Source organism: Streptomyces sp. NPDC101234, from assembly GCF_044767525.1.
Taxonomy (GTDB): domain Bacteria; phylum Actinomycetota; class Actinomycetes; order Streptomycetales; family Streptomycetaceae; genus Streptomyces; species Streptomyces sasae.
This window is the reverse complement of the sequence record NZ_JBIWOA010000036.1, coordinates 96,320-111,562: the sequence shown is the minus strand read 5'-3', so window position 1 is coordinate 111,562 and position 15,243 is coordinate 96,320. Positions and strand designations below refer to the sequence as shown.

Annotated in this window: 15 protein-coding genes and 5 pseudogenes; 10 read left to right on the top strand and 10 right to left on the bottom strand. The window is 68.4% G+C overall.

Translation table 11 applies throughout. From position 1 onward, the window contains the following. Window positions 1-73: 73 nt before the first annotated feature. The 5 genes and pseudogenes from ACIRR9_RS44235 to ACIRR9_RS44215 all read left to right on the top strand — a co-directional run. Window positions 74-337 (top strand): annotated as a pseudogene (locus tag ACIRR9_RS44235) (transposase); the annotation flags it as partial. An 85-nt stretch (window positions 338-422) separates the two neighbouring features. Continuing rightward, window positions 423-671 carry a transposase gene (locus ACIRR9_RS44230; RefSeq protein WP_403764501.1) on the top strand — a complete coding sequence of 83 codons (249 nt, stop codon included), beginning with the start codon at window positions 423-425 and terminating at the stop codon, window positions 669-671. Between the two features lie 89 nt (window positions 672-760). Further along, window positions 761-1,876, top strand: a complete 1,116-nt coding sequence (locus ACIRR9_RS44225) for a hypothetical protein (RefSeq protein ID WP_403764488.1) — start codon at window positions 761-763, stop codon at window positions 1,874-1,876. 64 nt (window positions 1,877-1,940) lie between these two features. Next, window positions 1,941-2,144 (top strand): hypothetical protein, encoded by a 204-nt coding sequence (locus ACIRR9_RS44220; RefSeq protein ID WP_403764486.1) that lies wholly within the window; start codon window positions 1,941-1,943, stop codon window positions 2,142-2,144. Between the two features lie 267 nt (window positions 2,145-2,411). Beyond that, the gene (locus tag ACIRR9_RS44215) at window positions 2,412-2,555 is read left to right on the top strand and encodes a transposase (RefSeq protein ID WP_403764484.1); all 144 of its coding nucleotides are present in this window, start codon (window positions 2,412-2,414) and stop codon (window positions 2,553-2,555) included. 214 nt (window positions 2,556-2,769) lie between these two features. On the opposite strand, the pseudogene ACIRR9_RS44210 reads toward ACIRR9_RS44215, so the two are convergent. The 4 genes and pseudogenes from ACIRR9_RS44210 to ACIRR9_RS44195 form a co-directional block, all read right to left on the bottom strand. Beyond that, a pseudogene (locus ACIRR9_RS44210) lies at window positions 2,770-3,207 on the bottom strand (hypothetical protein); the annotation flags it as partial. Between the two features lie 120 nt (window positions 3,208-3,327). Continuing rightward, entirely contained in the window at window positions 3,328-4,014 is a 687-nt protein-coding gene (locus ACIRR9_RS44205; RefSeq protein ID WP_403764483.1) for an epimerase, read from the bottom strand. An 83-nt stretch (window positions 4,015-4,097) separates the two neighbouring features. After that, the gene (locus ACIRR9_RS44200; protein WP_403764481.1) at window positions 4,098-4,838 is read right to left on the bottom strand and encodes a DUF998 domain-containing protein; all 741 of its coding nucleotides are present in this window, start codon (window positions 4,836-4,838) and stop codon (window positions 4,098-4,100) included. A gap of 62 nt (window positions 4,839-4,900) precedes the next feature. Beyond that, window positions 4,901-5,812, bottom strand: coding sequence for an SDR family oxidoreductase (locus tag ACIRR9_RS44195; protein WP_403764479.1), 912 nt, complete (start codon window positions 5,810-5,812; stop codon window positions 4,901-4,903). A 98-nt stretch (window positions 5,813-5,910) separates the two neighbouring features. Between ACIRR9_RS44195 and ACIRR9_RS44190 the strand changes: the two genes are divergently transcribed. Further along, a complete protein-coding gene (locus ACIRR9_RS44190; RefSeq protein WP_403764477.1) occupies window positions 5,911-6,591 on the top strand; it encodes a TetR/AcrR family transcriptional regulator in 681 nt (226 codons plus the stop codon). A gap of 186 nt (window positions 6,592-6,777) precedes the next feature. Here the strand turns inward: ACIRR9_RS44190 and ACIRR9_RS44185 are convergent, their stop codons facing one another. Beyond that, complete coding sequence (locus ACIRR9_RS44185) at window positions 6,778-7,374, bottom strand: cadmium resistance transporter (protein WP_403764475.1); 597 nt, start codon at window positions 7,372-7,374, stop codon at window positions 6,778-6,780. Between the two features lie 23 nt (window positions 7,375-7,397). Beyond that, a pseudogene (locus ACIRR9_RS44180) lies at window positions 7,398-7,841 on the bottom strand (transposase); the annotation flags it as partial. A 510-nt stretch (window positions 7,842-8,351) separates the two neighbouring features. Here ACIRR9_RS44180 and ACIRR9_RS44175 point away from each other — a divergent pair. Further along, window positions 8,352-9,275: a HEAT repeat domain-containing protein gene (locus ACIRR9_RS44175; RefSeq protein WP_403764474.1), complete on the top strand. Its 924-nt coding sequence runs from the start codon at window positions 8,352-8,354 to the stop codon at window positions 9,273-9,275. A gap of 37 nt (window positions 9,276-9,312) precedes the next feature. On the opposite strand, the gene ACIRR9_RS44170 is transcribed toward ACIRR9_RS44175, so the two are convergent. Then, window positions 9,313-9,708: a hypothetical protein gene (locus ACIRR9_RS44170; RefSeq protein ID WP_403764472.1), complete on the bottom strand. Its 396-nt coding sequence runs from the start codon at window positions 9,706-9,708 to the stop codon at window positions 9,313-9,315. Window positions 9,709-9,938: 230 nt separating this feature from the next. On the opposite strand from ACIRR9_RS44170, the gene ACIRR9_RS44165 reads away from it, so the two are divergent. The 3 genes and pseudogenes from ACIRR9_RS44165 to ACIRR9_RS44155 all read left to right on the top strand — a co-directional run bounded on the left by ACIRR9_RS44165 (window position 9,939) and on the right by ACIRR9_RS44155 (window position 12,284). After that, complete coding sequence (locus ACIRR9_RS44165; RefSeq protein ID WP_403764470.1) at window positions 9,939-10,196, top strand: hypothetical protein; 258 nt, start codon at window positions 9,939-9,941, stop codon at window positions 10,194-10,196. A gap of 287 nt (window positions 10,197-10,483) precedes the next feature. Further along, window positions 10,484-11,236, top strand: a complete 753-nt coding sequence (locus ACIRR9_RS44160) for a VOC family protein (RefSeq protein ID WP_403764469.1) — start codon at window positions 10,484-10,486, stop codon at window positions 11,234-11,236. 184 nt (window positions 11,237-11,420) lie between these two features. Beyond that, window positions 11,421-12,284: pseudogene (locus ACIRR9_RS44155) on the top strand (helix-turn-helix transcriptional regulator). Between the two features lie 200 nt (window positions 12,285-12,484). Here the strand turns inward: ACIRR9_RS44155 and ACIRR9_RS44150 are convergent. From ACIRR9_RS44150 to ACIRR9_RS44140, 3 genes and pseudogenes are all read right to left on the bottom strand, one after another. Further along, window positions 12,485-13,269 (bottom strand): annotated as a pseudogene (locus ACIRR9_RS44150) (OB-fold nucleic acid binding domain-containing protein); the annotation flags it as partial. Between the two features lie 31 nt (window positions 13,270-13,300). Beyond that, entirely contained in the window at window positions 13,301-14,236 is a 936-nt protein-coding gene (locus ACIRR9_RS44145) for an MBL fold metallo-hydrolase (RefSeq protein ID WP_403764467.1), read from the bottom strand. Beyond that, entirely contained in the window at window positions 14,233-15,216 is a 984-nt protein-coding gene (locus tag ACIRR9_RS44140; RefSeq protein WP_403764465.1) for a fumarylacetoacetate hydrolase family protein, read from the bottom strand. The genes ACIRR9_RS44145 and ACIRR9_RS44140 overlap by 4 nt, the downstream gene beginning before the upstream one ends. Between the last annotated feature and the right edge of the window lie 27 nt (window positions 15,217-15,243).

The following is a 15,243-nucleotide window of genomic DNA, read 5'->3' as shown; positions in this document are numbered from 1 at the left end:
GCATGACCTGCCGCCGTGGCAGACCGTCTACCACTACTGGCGGCGACGGCAGCAAGAAGGCGTGTGGGAGCGGATGTTGACGGCGCTGCGCGAACACGAGCGGGTGCAGCTCGGCCGTGCTCCCACTCCCAGCGCAGCCGTCCTGGACAGTCAGAGCGTCAGGGCCGGCGAACGCGGTGGCCTGCACGGATACGACGGCGGCAAGAAGGTCAGCGGCATCAAGCGCCACCTCCTCGTCGATACCCACGGCACCGTCCTGGCGGCCTGCGTGAGCCCCGCGAACATCGGCGATCGCGACGGCGCCGCGGTGCTGTTCTCCCAGGCCGCCGACGCTTTCCCGCGCCTTCGGCACGTGTGGGCCGACCAGGGCTACCGCGGCGCCGACTTCCACGGCTTGGGCCCTGGACGCCACCGGCATCACCGTGCAGGTCGTGCAGCGCCGCGACGGAGGATTCCGCTCGACCTGGGCGAAGGCAGGGACACCGCATCCGGCCGTGCCCCTCTTCACGGTGGTCCCGCGACGTTGGGTGGTAGAGCGGACCTTCGCCTGGCTGGGACGGTGTCGCCGACTGTCGAAGGACTACGAGTACCTGCACGTGTGTTCGGAGAACGCCATCTATCTCACCATGGCCATGCTCCTCGTGCGACGCCTCGCAAGATCACCCCGCTGACAGGCCTTTCAGACGCCCTCTAGCGCAATCACTGTGTCTACCATCACCCTTCTTGCTGTTGGCGGACAATCCGTCACAGGGGGGATGCAATGAGTCTGTTCAAGACGTTCCAGTTACTCGCGTACGAGGTGCCGACGGGTGCCTATGACGGGACGAACGTGCTGTCTGCCTGGGATGCGGGGCCCCGCCCGGTCTTCCCGGGCGGGATGGTCCGCACCCCGGACCCGCGCCACCCCGGTGCCGCGAACCCCGCCGAGCTGGCCGACGCGCACTCGCGCCTGGACCGGTTCGCCTCCGTCGTGGAGCGGGCCTACGTGGACGGCGGCGGGGCGAAGCGGTGGGGCATCAAGGGGATTCTGAAGATCTTCACGGCACCGGAGTTCTACTTCCGCCCCGCGCTCCCCGCGCAGTCCTACGCCTACAGCGAGCCGCAGGCGCAGGTGATCATGTCGGAGCTGGAGCGCATGTTCCGGCACCAGGTCTTCGCGGACTGGGTATTCGTCTGCGGCACCGTGGTCCACTTCAAACAGCTGTCGACCGGGCCCGTCTACTTCAACACCGCGGTGGTCGTCTTCGGCGGACCGGAGGGCAGGACCTTCCGGTTGGAGAAACAGGACGCGTCGGGGATCGACGGGGTGCCAACGGCCCTCACGCCCGGCCAGCACCGGGCGATGAAGCCACGGATCAACGGCTACGGCGATCGGCGGAATCACATCATCGAGGCCCATGGGATGGAACTGGGTCTGGAGATCTGCCTGGAGCACCACGGCACCTACCAGGTGCTGCGAAAAGTCATTCAGGACCGGAGCAAGTTCGAGCCGGGGAAGCCCCCCGGCGTGCCACTCCACATCCTGACCGCGGGCGGCATGCCGTCGAACAATGACTCGATAGGCGCCCTGACGAACGGTTACCTGCTGCGCGTGGACGGGGTCGCGGGGCCGCCCTCTTCCCTGCTGAAGGTGATCCGGTGGCGCAGCGGTCAGGTTGGGGGCGCGACGCCGTCGACCGAGGGGGCCACCGCGGAGACGCAAGCGGTCCAGCCCGGCCAGGGACTGTCGATAGCGATAGCGCCTGGGCTCCACGTGCCCGCACCGCCGGTGAAGACGGCTGCGGATCCGCTCCCGGCCCAGCCCTGGGGCGTGTCCGTGCCCGTGCAGCAGATCAACGTCTATCCGACGCGGGACATCGTCAGTGGACAGAACTAGGCTCCGGTCCGCCCTCGCCCCCTCGGGCGGGCGGACGACGGTGCGGCCCGGCACGCTGGGCCCGATGGTCGACACGATGCTGGACGCGGTCGGCGGTTTGCCGCTGGTGATCGAGGACGCGGAGGCGGCCCCCGGCGAAGCGCTGCGGATCACCGGACGGTGCACCCTGCTTGCGGGCAACCCCATGAAGTCCACCATCGACAAGGCCCTGGGAGACCTTGGCCTCCCCCACGCGCTTCTGAATCTTCAGCGCGCCCGGCCGCTGTAACTGGCTGTTCTCTATCCGTCCCTGTGGTCGGTGGGATTCGAACAAGAGCCTGGTTCGGGTGAGTTGGCCGGTACGGGTGCATGGAAGAAGGGCCTCTTGGTAGCTCGCGGATGTCGAGTCCAGCGAGAAGCAAGAGGCCCTGTTGTCGAAGTGTCGCGTGGTCGCGGTTGCCGAGTCCAGTCCGGCCACTCGTGGGTGTGACTGTCTCGCCCACGGGTTCGGGAACGCGGCCGACCGGCCGGCCGGCGGCCTCGGTACGACTCGGACATGAGTGATGCGGAGTGGGCCCTGGTGCGGGATCTGCTGCCGGTTCCGGGGTGGCTGGCGGGCCGGGGCGGGCGGCCGGAGGGTTACTGCCACCGGCAGATGATCGACGCGGTGCGGTATCTCGTTGACAACGGCATCAAGTAGCGGGCGATGCCCTGCGACTTCCCGCCGTGGCCTCGGGTGTATGCCTTCTTCGCCCGCTGGCGGGATGCGGGCCTGGTGGCCGACCGGCACGACCGGCTGCGTGGTGCCGTCCGTGAGGCGGAGGGCCGGGGAGAGGAGGCGAGTGCGGCGGTCGTGGACTCGCAGTCGGTGAAGGCGGACGCCACCGTTTCCTTCGCTTCACGGGGTTACAACACTTCTCCTCGACCAGCCAGCCCCGTTCCACCAGCCGTTTCAGCCGGGCCCTCGCGCCCTCGACGCGGGAGACGGACGCGCTGTCCCAGCCCAGCACCACCGCTGCCCTCCGGGCACCCAGCCCATCGCCTCCCGCCTCCAGGACGGCGGCCATCAACGCCTGGTAATCCACCGACAGGTCCTCGACACCGACCGCGTTCTCCCGGTGCGGCACCGCACGTCGCGGCCCGACCGGCTTCCTCCGCGACACTCCGACAGTCACCACCACGGGCGCTTCCTCCTCGGCCAACGCCTCCAGATACTGCTCCAGACCGATCACCCGGCGCCTGAGCACCTCTTCCGCATCCGCCAAGTCCGTCCGCACCCGCGCCAGTTCGGCTTCGAGCTCCTCCACCCGCACCACCGCGGCCTTCCGCCGCGCTTCCAGGACCGCCCGCATCGACGGCATCCGCCACCCCCACACCATCCCGACCGGCAACGAGTCGAGACTTCCGCGGCAGCTGCAACCCATGCCTGACCAGCGGAATCCACACATGAGGTTCGGAAAGAGAACGACCTCTTAGCCATGCTTCCCTGCCAGCGTCGCCACGGTGACGATGTCGCGGTTCTCCAGGGCATGGCGGGAGTAGCCGTGGCGGGCAAGGTGCAGTGCCACCTTGCCGAGCTGCGCGGTGCTGGTCATGAGGACGGGCGAGAGCCGTAGCAGGCGCAGCATCGGGGCGATCGGGGCGGCGAGAGCGTTGCCCCACCGATAGCCGGGCGTTTTGGACCGTCGGCCGTGGGAGGGCTGGACGAAGCCGGGACGCAGCGCGTACCCGTTGGGGAAGATGGCGATGACCGCGTTCTCGGTGCGGCCTTTGACCCGGGCCCAGTGGCTGCGTCCGTGTTCGGTGCTGTCGGTGCCGCCGCCGGAGACGTAGACGAACGTCAGGGCGGGGTTGAGGACGGCGAGGGTGTCCGCGGCGGCCTTCGTGTAGTCGTAGGTGATGCGTTCGTAGTCCTGCGGGCTCAGGCCGACGGAGGAGACACCGAGACCCCAGAAGCAGGCGTCCGCCCCGCTCAACTCCTCGGTGATCGCGGTGAAGTCGAAGAAGTCGCTGTGCAGGACCTGACGCAGCTTCGGGTGGCTCCGGCTCAACGGCGTCCGCGCGACGGCGACGACCTCGGTGACGTCCTCGGCCCGCAGGCTCTCCTGGAGGAAGCCGTCGCCGATAAGGCCGCTCCCGCCGAAGACCACTACCTTCATGCCGTGATGCTCCTTTCCTATCGGTATACCCGCTCCGTGCCCGTCCGGCCCGCGTGTTCCGGTCAGTGCTTCGGCGGGGACGATCACATTCGTTTGGCGGCGGGTGAGTCTGCGGATGAGGCGTCGGCACTGCGGTCAGCCCGACGGCGGATCGGGGTGAGCACGGCGATGCCGACGGTGAGTTCGGCGGCCATGATCGTGTAGACCGACATGCGTTCGGCGACTGCGCCACCCGTGATGACGCCGGAGGCGGCGACGATCGCCGCCCGGGCGAACATGATCACCACACTGGCCGTCCCGGCGGCGCCCAGGGCGACGAGAGCGGCACCGAGGCGCCGGTGTGCCTGGCGGCGCAGGCCGACGCCTGCGGCGATCGCGGTGAGGTTGCCTCCGAAGATCGCGAGCGCGGCGCCGGAGGTGTGCAGGGCGATGGTGCCGTCGGCGACCGCTTCGGGGGAGCCGGGAAAGGTGCCGACCAGCAGGAGGCCGACGCCGGTGACGATGCCGAGGATGCAGGCCCGGCGGCCGTATCCCTGTGGCAGGAGCGGGGCCAGGAGGGCCGCGGCGAGGACGAACAGGACACCGTGGGTGATGAAGGCGATGTTCATGACGGCGTGCTGCGGCAAGCAGACGGGGTGCCCGGCGAGGTCGCCGCAGCCGGGTACGCCAAGGTCGCTGATCGCGTTGAAGCCGTAGCGGTAGGCGGGGTGGCGCCAGGCTGCCGCGCTCACCCCTTCAGCGGTGACGTACAGGAGTGGGTTGAGTATGAGCAGGAGGTTGCCAGCGAGAGCTCTCGGGCGGTGCGCGCTGTTCTGAGCGAGCATGACGTCCTGTCGACCGGGTTGTTGGCTGACGGGGCGCGGCGGGCCGGCCGGGCCGGTGAGGTTCAGAGTTCGGCGGGCACGGAGACGCCGGTGAGCTTTTCGGCTTTGGCCCACAGCCGGGCCGCGACCTGCTGGTCGGCCGCTGTACGCGGCAGCTTCGCCAGGACGGGCGGGCCGACCATGGACCAGCGCGGACCGTAGTAGGCGGCCTGCTTCGCCGCCAGGCCGGTGGCGGCGCGCAGCAGCGGCTGCGCGCCGCCGGTGGCGTCCTGTGAGGGCACCAGGCGGCCGAGGATCTGCAGGAGCAGCGGCGGGCGGCCTCCCATGGTCGGACCGTTGGCGGCGATGTTGGTACGGGCGCTGCCCGGGTGCGCGCCGGTGGACAGCAGCGGCCACCCGTTCTGCACGGCCAGGTCGGCCAGATGCTGGCTCATCAGCAGGTCGGCGAGCTTGGACTGCGCGTACGCCGGGATGGGTTTGTAGTTGTCGGTCGCGTTCAGGTCGTGGAAGCGGATGGCGCCGCGGGCGGCCTGGCCACTGCTCATCGTCGCCACGCGCGGAGCGGGGGCCTTGAGCAGCAGGGGAAGCAGGCGGACGGTGAGGGCGAAGGGACCCAGGAAGTTGCTGCCGAACTGCAGTTCGAAGCCGTCCTTGGTCTCGTGGCGCACCGGGGGCATCATCACGCCGGCGTTGTTCAGCAGCAGGTCCAGCGGCCTGCCTTCGGCGATCAGGCCGTCGGCGAAGGCGCGGACGGAGTCCAGGTCGGCCAGGTCGAGGTTGCGTACCTCGGTCCGGGCGCCGGGGTGGGCGGCGAGGATGTCGCGCTGGGCCTGCTCGCCCTTGGCGACGGTGCGCACGGCGAGGATCACCGTGGCTCCCGCTACGGCGAGGGCGGTGGCGGCGGCCTTGCCGGTGCCGCTGTTCGCGCCGGTGACGACGGCGAGCTTTCCGCGCTGGTCAGGGACCTGGTACATGACGGACTCCATTACGTACTGCCGGTATCTTGTATCCACTGCACCGTAACGTACCGCCGGTCACTAAGCAAAGTACCGACGGTCTGTAACATGTGGTTATGGCTTTTCAGCGGGCACGTACCGACGAGCAGCGCGCCCAGCGGCGCCAGCAGATCCTTGAGGCCGCCGCCGGGATGCTGACCGAGATGCCCGTCGCGCAGCTGAGCCTGAACGAGCTGAGCCGACGCGTCGGACTGGCCAAGGCGAACGTGCTGCGCTACTTCGAGTCGCGCGAGGCCGTCCTGCTCGTCCTGCTGGACGTCGAGGTGAAGGACTGGATCGCCGCGCTCGAGCACACCGCGCCGCCCGGCGAGGGCACGCCGCGTGAGCGCGGGGACCGCCTCGCCGAACTCCTGGCCACCTCGATGGCCGAGCGGCCCGTGCTGTGCGACCTGCTCAGCGCACAGGCCGCGGTGCTGGAACACAACATCTCCACCGAGGTCGCCATCGGCCACAAGCTCGCCGCACGGCAGTCGGTCGAGGCACTGGTTCGGCTCGTGGCGCGACACCTTCCCGAGGTCGGCCTGGAGGGCTCGGTGGCCCTGGTGGAGACCACCTTGCTGATGGCGATGACGGCCTGGCCCTGCAGCTGCCCCTCGGAAGCCGTGCAGGCGGCCTACGCCTCCGACCCGGCGCTGGCCGGCATGCGCATCGACTTCATCGACCTGGTACGCCGCACCGCAGCGGTTACAGCCTCCGGCCTCCTCGCCCGCCAGGAGACGCCAACCACCGCAGCCTGAACCTGCCCGGCCGCTACGGCTTCACCGCCTCCACCCCGGCCGCCGGCACCCTGCGCCCGCTGTGCAACCCGGACCCGCCGGAACTGGACGAGGACGACGGCGGCGAGCCGGTCCGAGACGGGCGCCGTCGTGGACATGGACAGGGGGTGGCACACAGTTCGGACCACCCCTCTCCGCTGTCCTGGTCTACAGACCGAAGGCACCGCCCTCGATGAGGATGAGCAGGCCGATGCCGATGAGGACGACAGGCAGCAGGATGTGGCCCCAGCGGCTGAGGGCCTCGGCGATGACGGGCCTGGTGGCGAAGTGCCGGCCGGCCGCGATCCACAGGGCGAGCAGGATCAGGAAGACGGCCGCGTACACGCTCATGCCGCCCATCCCGGCGGTGGCGAACACGGGGACGTAGACACCGATGTTGTCGCCACCGTTCGCGAAGGTGACCGCGGCGACCTCCAACGGCTTCGGCCCTCCCTCGGCTTTCTCCCGCTCCTCCTCGGAGTCGTTCCGGTGCCGCCACGCCTGGACGGCGACCTTGATACCGAGGGCGAACGGCAGCAGGCCGAGGTAGGGGATCGCCTTCTCGGGCAGGAACGTCGCGCCGAACGCCGCGGCCACGGCGACCGCGAGGATGGCGGCGAAGCCGAGGTACTGGCCGGTGGCGATACGCCGGGTGGAGCCCCGGTGTCCGGCGCCGTGGGCGAAGAACAGGGCCAGGACCAGGATGTCGTCGATGTTGGTGACGGCGAACAGGCCCGCTGCCTGGCCGATGACGCCCGGGTTCATCGCCGCACCGCCCCAGGGTCGGAGTGCCCGCGGGCGCGAACGGCCCGGCGGATGCGGGCGTTGACGCTCTCGATCGCGTTGGTGCTGCAGATGACCTTGCGGATCTCGACGTCGAAGGAGCGGAAGGGCACGAACTCGGCCCAGGCGTCCGACCACAGCTTCACGATCGCCGGATACTTGCCTCCCCAGGACTCCTGGAACTCCAGGAACCGCTCCATCGCCGCGTCCTCGCTGGATGCGGTGCAGACGGGCTTGAGGGCCCCCGCGACCTTGTCCCAGTCCTGGCGGGCGGCATATCGAAAGCTGTTCCACAGGAGGTGAACCACACACGTCTGGACAATCGTGCGAGGCCAGACGGTCTCCACGGCCTCGGGAAGACCCTTCAGACCATCGCAGACCAGCATGAGCACGTCGTCCAGACCGCGGTTCTTCAGCTCGGTGAACACGTGCAGCCAGTACGCAGATCCTGCATATTCCTATGACTCTTACCAGCAAACGCCATGTATGCGGCGAATGCACAGGATTGACGGACCGTCGGCCCGCGAGACCGTACGCGCGACGGCCTCACCAGGGGCGACCGGTGCCACCATGCAATCTCCGGTACGCCGCCTGTCACCCGAAAATGAGTGACAGGCCCACACCATCCGGACCACGCCGATTCCGTGTCGGCTGAAACGGATGTCACCGATGAACGGTGGGAAGGCTGCTGCCGTTGCGACGTGTGCCTGTGTCATCGCAGTGAGTCCGTCTGAAGGTCGAGTGCTGCGCTGATGCGCTCGGTGTCGCCGGTGGCGAGCAGGTCGAGCATAGCGCCGCTGACAGAACCCTGAATCTCCCACCCAGTACTTGCCGATGGGGCAGATATGCTCACCGGAATCCCCACTTCCTGGTTCGATCTGCGACGGATGCCACCGAGCGTCTGCCGTGCCCCACCGACAATGCTCGGTGGGGTGTGAAGAAGTCATGAGGAGGACGGGGTGGAGAACCAGGAGCTGGCAGGCGAAGTCATCACGCTGCTTGACCAACTCGCGCTTGGCCTTGCAGATCCGCACGGTGATCTCGATGTCCTGGAAGACATAGAAGAGCAGCTCATCGCTGCACAACAGGCAGCCCTGGTTCCGCGCCTGAAAGCGTACCTGGATGCGGCCGCGGAATCGGGGAACTGGTATGCCCGGTCCGTGCTGGCCAATGTCCTGGCATCGACTGACGGCCGCAGCTCTCTCGCCGTCCTACTGCGCGCCCACTCCCGTGATCTGGGCGACGACCAGGACCGACTGGCGACGAGGCTCTACGTATTCGCACAAGAGGACCCGGCCGCCGCGCGCCGTGTCCTCTTGCCGTGGGCTGAAGACTCTGACCAGGAGCTGCGCCGGGCGGCTATCCGGCTACTCGGCTACGTACCAGAAGCCGCCGATCTCACCCTGTTGGCCAAGGAAGCTCAAGACCGGGACGAGCGGGTCCGGACTGCCGCTGTAGGCACACTCGGGAGTCACCACGCGAAGCCTGAGGCCGTCAGCCTTCTGGTGAGCCTGCTCTCCGACCCCTCCCCGCAAGTGCGGGTCTCCGTCCTGAGCTCTCTCGGATTCCTCCAGCAGTCGTCGGCTCTCCCGGCGATCTGCCGGCTCGCGGACGACAGCAGCTCCCGCGTCCGTGCCTGGGTTGCCATAGCCCTGGGACGCTTCCAAGCCGCGCAGTCCGGCAGTCCCGCCACCGCTGCCGCACTCGACCGACTCCAAGCCGACCCGGACCCCATGTCCGCGAAAGAGCGACAGCTGCCCGCCCGGGTACCGGACCTCGCAGCTGATCATCACACACCCAAGCAGTCATGTTGCCCACGGCCACCGACTGGGCACCGAAAAGCATCCCCGGCCATTTTCAAGGCTCTGTCCGCAGTTCCGTGATGATCGCGATCGTTGCGGCAGTCGAACGCCTCCGGAGTCAGCGCCTGATCCTGGGCCGGCCGCTCTCCAACGCAGTCCGTGCCGCCTCCATGAAAGCGTGGCGGTATTCGCGCTTGGCGGAACTCTGTTCAGACGGAACAGTGTTGCGCATGAGGGTGTGCAGCACCGTGGTGTAGTCATGGGCGGCCTGGGCTGTCTCATGAATACAGGCCAACTCGACGAACTTCTTCGCCAGCCACAGGTCGTGGAGCTTTTCGTCTGCAGGGTCTTCAGAAGTCTGGAGGCCAAGTTCTCGGCGATCTAGTATCAACTCGACGCGTTGCGCGGCAGCGAGGAATCCCAAGATGGCTTCTTTGCGCTCTGCGCGTTCTGCGTCTGTGCGTTGCCGTCGGTCACGTTGGACTTCGAGGCGTGTCGCCAGGTACTGCCCCACGAGTGCTCCCACCGTCCCGAGGAGAACGCCGATCAGGGCAAGAACTGTGCCTCCAGTAACTCCATCCACGTCCTACAGTCTGGTGGATCACCGCTGTGCCACGGGCGGGGTCCTGAAAGACCAGCCTCAACTTGAGCCTCGAGTCTTGGCTGGGTGAGGATGCGGGTCCGCAGGAGCTCGAATGAGGCCCGATCACAAATGGCCAGTTTGAGGGTTTTAATCCTATTTACGTGAGCTTCGACGACGCCGGAACTCCACGGCAGGGTGAGTCCGGCGGTGACGGCGTTGAGGTCCTGGCGGAGGAAGCTGGCGAAGTCCTTCATGGGCTTGGGTGCGTCCTGATCGGCCTGGCGGATCCATTCCAGCAGGAGGCATCCGCGCTGGGGCAAGCGATGATCGAAGCAATCAGCGGCCTGTTCGGCGTCCATCCCAGCACCGCATACGCCCAGGTTCCAATTCACCCAGAACGGCTGGACGGACTATCTTGAGGCCCTCCAGATCACTGAATAGGGTTGCCAGCAGGAACCGTGTAGCTGGTGACACGTTCGCTACTGACACCGGACTTCCTAGACTCTGTTTTCACTGGTCAAGCACATCTGGTGAGCCAAGGTGGCCCTCCGAGTACTAGTTACCAGGGGGCCTGGCAAGGCGGCCCACAGGCTCTCGACCCCTGATGGAATTGATACCAGCGAAAGGGTGCAAGGCGGAAAGCCGCACGAATCCCGGTCGCGGTATTTGAATCCGTCTTCCGCAGAATCATTGAGGAGTGTTCGCGATGTATCACGTTGCTGTCTACTTCGATGTCAAGCCCGGTCACGTCGACGAGTTCATCGCGGCCTCACACCTGGACGGGCGCGAATCCAACGCCAACGAGCCGGGCACGCTGCGGTTCGAGCTGATCGCCGACGAGAACATCCCGAACCGGTTCTACCTCAACGAGGGCTACGAAAGCCTCGAGGCGTTCAACACTCACGCCGCTGGCCCGTACTTCCAGCAGTTCTTCGAGACCATCGTCCCCCTCGTCGAGGGCGGCGAGCCGACCTGGCTGATCCGCGGAAACCGCGTCGAGGACCCGGCGCAGGCGCCGACCGTCGTCGGCGACAACGCACTGGCCTTCCGCTACGCCGACCACGTCGCGCTGCGGGTCAGCGACTACGACGAGTCGATCGCCTTCTACACCGAGAAGCTCGGCTTCGAGCTGGTCAAGGAGTGGACGCTCGGCGACGCGGCGCCCGGCATACGGTTCGCCTACGTCCGACTGGGCGAGTTCGAGATCGAGCTGATCGGAGACGGGCAGCCCAGCCCGGCCGCAGAGCAGAAGGACATCGGCGACCACCTCGGACGCAGCGGATACATCCACCTGTGCCTGCGCGTGGCCGACCTGGACAAGAGCGTCGAGGAACTGCGCAGCCGCGGGGTCACCATCTTCGCCGAACCGTTCGTGGTCGACCCGATCGGCCAGCGACTGGCGATGATCAAAGACAACAGCGGCAACGTCATCGAGCTGGCCCAAGCCGTCGCCGCCTGAGCCATCCGGCTCGTCCGTCTCGGACGCGGTCACGCCGTCCGAGACGGACGAGCCTCCCCGGCACACTTCCAGCACACCCGTCCACCGCCCCCGTCAGGGGGCCATTTCAAGCCCTGACCTGGCAGGTACTCCCAGGGCCACCCTGGAACCGCCGGACCGGTGTCGGCGGCGCCACACTGGGACCATGGACCGCAGCAAGGAGATCGCTGACTTCCTCCGCACCCGCCGCGCCGCGATCAGCCCGGACCAGGCCGGGCTTCCCTCCGACGGGCGCGTCCGCCGCGTCCCGGGCCTGCGCCGCGACGAAGTCGCACGCCTGGCGGGGGTCAGCACCGAGTACTACACCCGCCTGGAACAAGGACGCGCCGGCAACCCCTCCACCGAGGTCATCGAGGCCCTGGCCCGGACTCTCCAGCTCGACCCGTCCGAACGCGAGCACCTCACCGACCTGCTGCTGCCCGACCCGCACGCAGCACGCCGCACCCCCACCCGGCCCCAGCGGGTCCGGCCCGGTCTGCACCTGACGCTGGAGACGCTGAGCCACGTGCCGGCGTTCATCCTCGGAAGGCGCACCGACGTGCTGGCCGCCAACCACCTCGCCCGGGCCGTGCTCACCGACTTCGAAGCCCTGCCGGCCACCCGGCGCAACCTCGCCCGCTACTACCTCCTGGACCCGCAGGCCCGCGAACGCGTCGGCGACTGGGACAAGATCGCCTCAGAGACGGTGGCCATCCTGCGGCTGGAGGCCGGCCGCTACCCGGGCGACCGCCAGCTCGCCGACCTCGTCGGAGAACTCACCCTGCTCTGCCCCGAGTTCACGACCTGATGGAACGACCACACGGTCCTGCGCCGCACCCATGGCGCCAAGCACTACTTCCACCCGGTCGTCGGCGATCTCCACTTCTCCTACGAGTCGTTCCAGGTTCCCGGCGACACCGAGCAGACGCTGTGCGTCTACAACGTGGAACCCGGCTCCGGCACCGCCCAGGCACTCCAGCTCCTGAGCAACTGGACTGCACCCGAGATCACCGACCCGCCTACCCGCTGACGGCTCCGACCCGCCGGCCCCGGCCACCCGCGGCGGCCATCGCCGGAGCCAGGAGGCTGGTCAGCTCTGCGACGGCACGACGCCTCGATCGCGGACTTTCTGGCCATAGACGTCGCTGTCGTTTCTCGCCTCCACAGCCGCGCCCGAACCCCGTACGCCCACCCCGCGGGCAAGCGTTGGCGTGTCTCGTGAGACATGAATCAGCCTGGAGAACCGGGGCTGGTGTGGCCGAGTTTGATGAGGTCGGTGGCGCGGTGGCCGACGGGCTGTAGGTCAGCCCAGGGGTGGAGGGTCGCGCGGTTTCGTGGGTGATGGTGCGGTGTGGTTCGGTACGCGGTGCTGCGGGGACGTGAGCGTCGGCTCCGAGGAGGCGTTGGACGGCTTCGGGGCGGTGGTCGCGTCGGGTGGTGGCGAGGTGCTCGAGGTCCCAGGCCATCTGTCCGGTGACGGTGCTGCGTTGGCCGCGGCGTTGGATGTGGCCGCGGACGAGGAGCAGGCCGCTGTGGAAGACGGTGTGGGCGCAGGCGTCCTGGAAGTCTTCGAAGAAGGCCAGGTCGACCAGGCCGGTGCCGTCTTCGAGAGTGACGAAGATGATCCTTTTTCCGCTGGCTATGGGGGGTGTCTGGGTGGAGGCGCGGACGCCGGCGACCAGGACCTGCTGACCGGGGCGCAGGCGCGGGAGGTGGGCGGCATCGGTGGCGCCGAACTCGTGCAGCAGCTGATGGTGGTCCATGAGATGGCGGCTGATGTCGGCGCCGAGGATGTTCAGTTCGGCGTTGAGGGCTTCCCGGCTGGTCATCTCGGGCAGCCCGGACGGGGCAGCGGTGTGATCGTCGGAGAGGGCGATGGGGAGTTGTCCGTCACCGAGGGGGCGGCCGCGGTACTGGCGGTGCAGCTCGGTGATCTGTAGCAGCAGGTCGCGGCGGGTGAGGTTGCCGCGGAGGCTGTCGAGGACGCCGGCCTGGGCGAGGCTGTGCATGCGGGGGCTTCGTCTCTGACGCCCGTGCCCAGGCCGGTCAGACCTTGGAGGGCAGGGGTCCGTTGTTGTAGGCGACCGCGTCGGCGAAGGCTGCCTCCAGGTCCATGCGCTTGCCGGTGAGATCGGCGTAGGCGCGGTGGAGGTTGAGGGCGATGCGTTCCGCGTCGGGCAGGTGGGTGAAGGCGCCGAGGTCGCAGGCGCGGGCCGCCTGCAGCGGGGTACGGCCTTCGCGCAGACCGGCACGTGCCGTCTCCAGGACGAGCCGGTAGTAGGCGCGGTGCTGGTCGAGGACAGCGGGCAGGGCGGACGCGTCGATGACAGGGCCGTGGCCGGGCACCACGTGCTCCGGTTCGAAGGAGGCGATCCAGTCCAGCGAGCGCAGTGCGCCGTCCAGGGAGCCCATGAACACCAGCGGGGTGATGTGGTGGAAGAGCAAGTCGCCGGCGAACAGCACACGCTGGGTGGGGAGATGGGCGATCAGGTCGCCCGCGGTGTGTGCCGCGTGGCCCACGTGGCGCAGCTCGATGCGGTGGCTGTCGTCGTGCAGGATCAGCGCCGTGGTGGTCGTGAGGTCTGGGAGCCTGCGGGTGACGGTGCCCCAGTCGGGTACGGGCTGCCAGATGGGCGGGCAGCCGTCGATGACGTGATCGTTGAGGATGCCGTCACGGGTGGCCTCGTGGGAGACGATCACCGTGGAGGCGGGCAGCAGGCAGTTGCCGTGGGTGTGGTCGCCGTGCTGGTGGGTGTTGACGGCGTAGCGGATCGGCTTGCCGGGCGCGGTCTGTTCGATGGCGGCGAGCAGGGCGCGGGTGCGTTGTTCACTGGCGCAGGTGTCGACGAGGACGACGTGGTCGTCCCTGACGATGAACCCGGAGTTGTTGATCCACCAGGAGCCGTCGGGCTGCACCCAGGCGAACACACCCGGGACGAGGGGCTGAACGCTGCCGGGGGCGTTGGTGTGCGGTGTGGTCATCGGTATCCGGTCCGGGGTGCTCGGTGGTCGGGGTGGGAGGCGGCCCGCAGGTCGCCGGCGGGGCGGGCGGCCTGCTCGGTCACGCGGATGCTCTGGGTGCCGAGGTGTTCAACGGTGAGGGTGACGGTGTCGCCGGGGGCGAGCGGCGGGTGGGCGTCGAGCCCTTGGCGGCCCCAGAGTTCGGCGAGGCAGCCGCCGCCGCAGGTGCCTGACCCGAGGATGTCGCCGGTGCGGACCTCGGTGCCGCGTGAGACGTGCGCGATCATCTGGGCGTAGCTGAAGGCCATGTTGCTCCACCGGTCCTCGCCGACGACGCGGCCGTTGACTGCTGCGGTCATCCGCAGGTCGAAGGCGTTGCCCGCACGGTAGGGGGCGAGTTCGTCGGGGGTGACGAAGATTGGGCCGAGGGTGGTGGCGCTGTCCTTGCCCTTGGCCGGGCCCAGGCGTACGTGCATCTCGGTGAACTGCAGGTCGCGTGCGGACCAGTCGTTCATGAGGACGTATCCGGCGATGTGCGACTCGGCCTCGTCGACGCTCACGTCGCGTCCGCCGCGTCCGACGACGGCTGCGGCCTCCAGCTCGAAGTCGAAGCGGGTGCAGCCCGGCGGTATGCGTACGTCGTCGTGCGGGCCCTGGATCGCGTAGGGGTTGGTGAAGTAGAAGGCCGGAGCCTCGTACCACTGTGCGGGCGGGCGGTCGTCGTCCCCGCCGAGGCGGGCGACGCCCTCGACGTGCTGTTCGAAGGTCATGAAGTCCCGCACGGTCGGCGGTTCCGGGATCGGAGCGCGAAGCCGCAGCTGTCCGTACGGGAGCGGGACATGAGGCGTACGGATGGCCTGCTCGGCGGCGTCGCGCAGGTGCTGAGGGTCGTCGATCAGGTCGATCAGCCGCACGCCCGGTGGCAGCGGGTGGACGAGGTCGTCGGCATCGAGCACACCGACGCGGTCGCCGTCGGGAGCGGCGTAGGTGACGAAACGCACGAGGGGTTCTCCGGAGCGGGGGTCGGT

What these genes read in the sequence shown, in the direction of transcription:
- ACIRR9_RS44225 (WP_403764488.1), top strand. Translation starts at nt 761, where the DNA reads ATGAGTCTGTTCAAGACGTTCCAGTTACTCGCGTACGAGGTGCCGACG.
- ACIRR9_RS44220 (WP_403764486.1), top strand. Translation starts at nt 1,941, where the DNA reads ATGGTCGACACGATGCTGGACGCGGTCGGCGGTTTGCCGCTGGTGATC.
- ACIRR9_RS44215 (WP_403764484.1), top strand. Translation starts at nt 2,412, where the DNA reads ATGAGTGATGCGGAGTGGGCCCTGGTGCGGGATCTGCTGCCGGTTCCG.
- ACIRR9_RS44205 (WP_403764483.1), bottom strand. Translation starts at nt 4,014, where the DNA reads ATGAAGGTAGTGGTCTTCGGCGGGAGCGGCCTTATCGGCGACGGCTTC.
- ACIRR9_RS44200 (WP_403764481.1), bottom strand. Translation starts at nt 4,838, where the DNA reads ATGCTCGCTCAGAACAGCGCGCACCGCCCGAGAGCTCTCGCTGGCAAC.
- ACIRR9_RS44195 (WP_403764479.1), bottom strand. Translation starts at nt 5,812, where the DNA reads ATGTACCAGGTCCCTGACCAGCGCGGAAAGCTCGCCGTCGTCACCGGC.
- ACIRR9_RS44190 (WP_403764477.1), top strand. Translation starts at nt 5,911, where the DNA reads ATGGCTTTTCAGCGGGCACGTACCGACGAGCAGCGCGCCCAGCGGCGC.
- ACIRR9_RS44185 (WP_403764475.1), bottom strand. Translation starts at nt 7,374, where the DNA reads ATGAACCCGGGCGTCATCGGCCAGGCAGCGGGCCTGTTCGCCGTCACC.
- ACIRR9_RS44160 (WP_403764469.1), top strand. Translation starts at nt 10,484, where the DNA reads ATGTATCACGTTGCTGTCTACTTCGATGTCAAGCCCGGTCACGTCGAC.
- ACIRR9_RS44145 (WP_403764467.1), bottom strand. Translation starts at nt 14,236, where the DNA reads ATGACCACACCGCACACCAACGCCCCCGGCAGCGTTCAGCCCCTCGTC.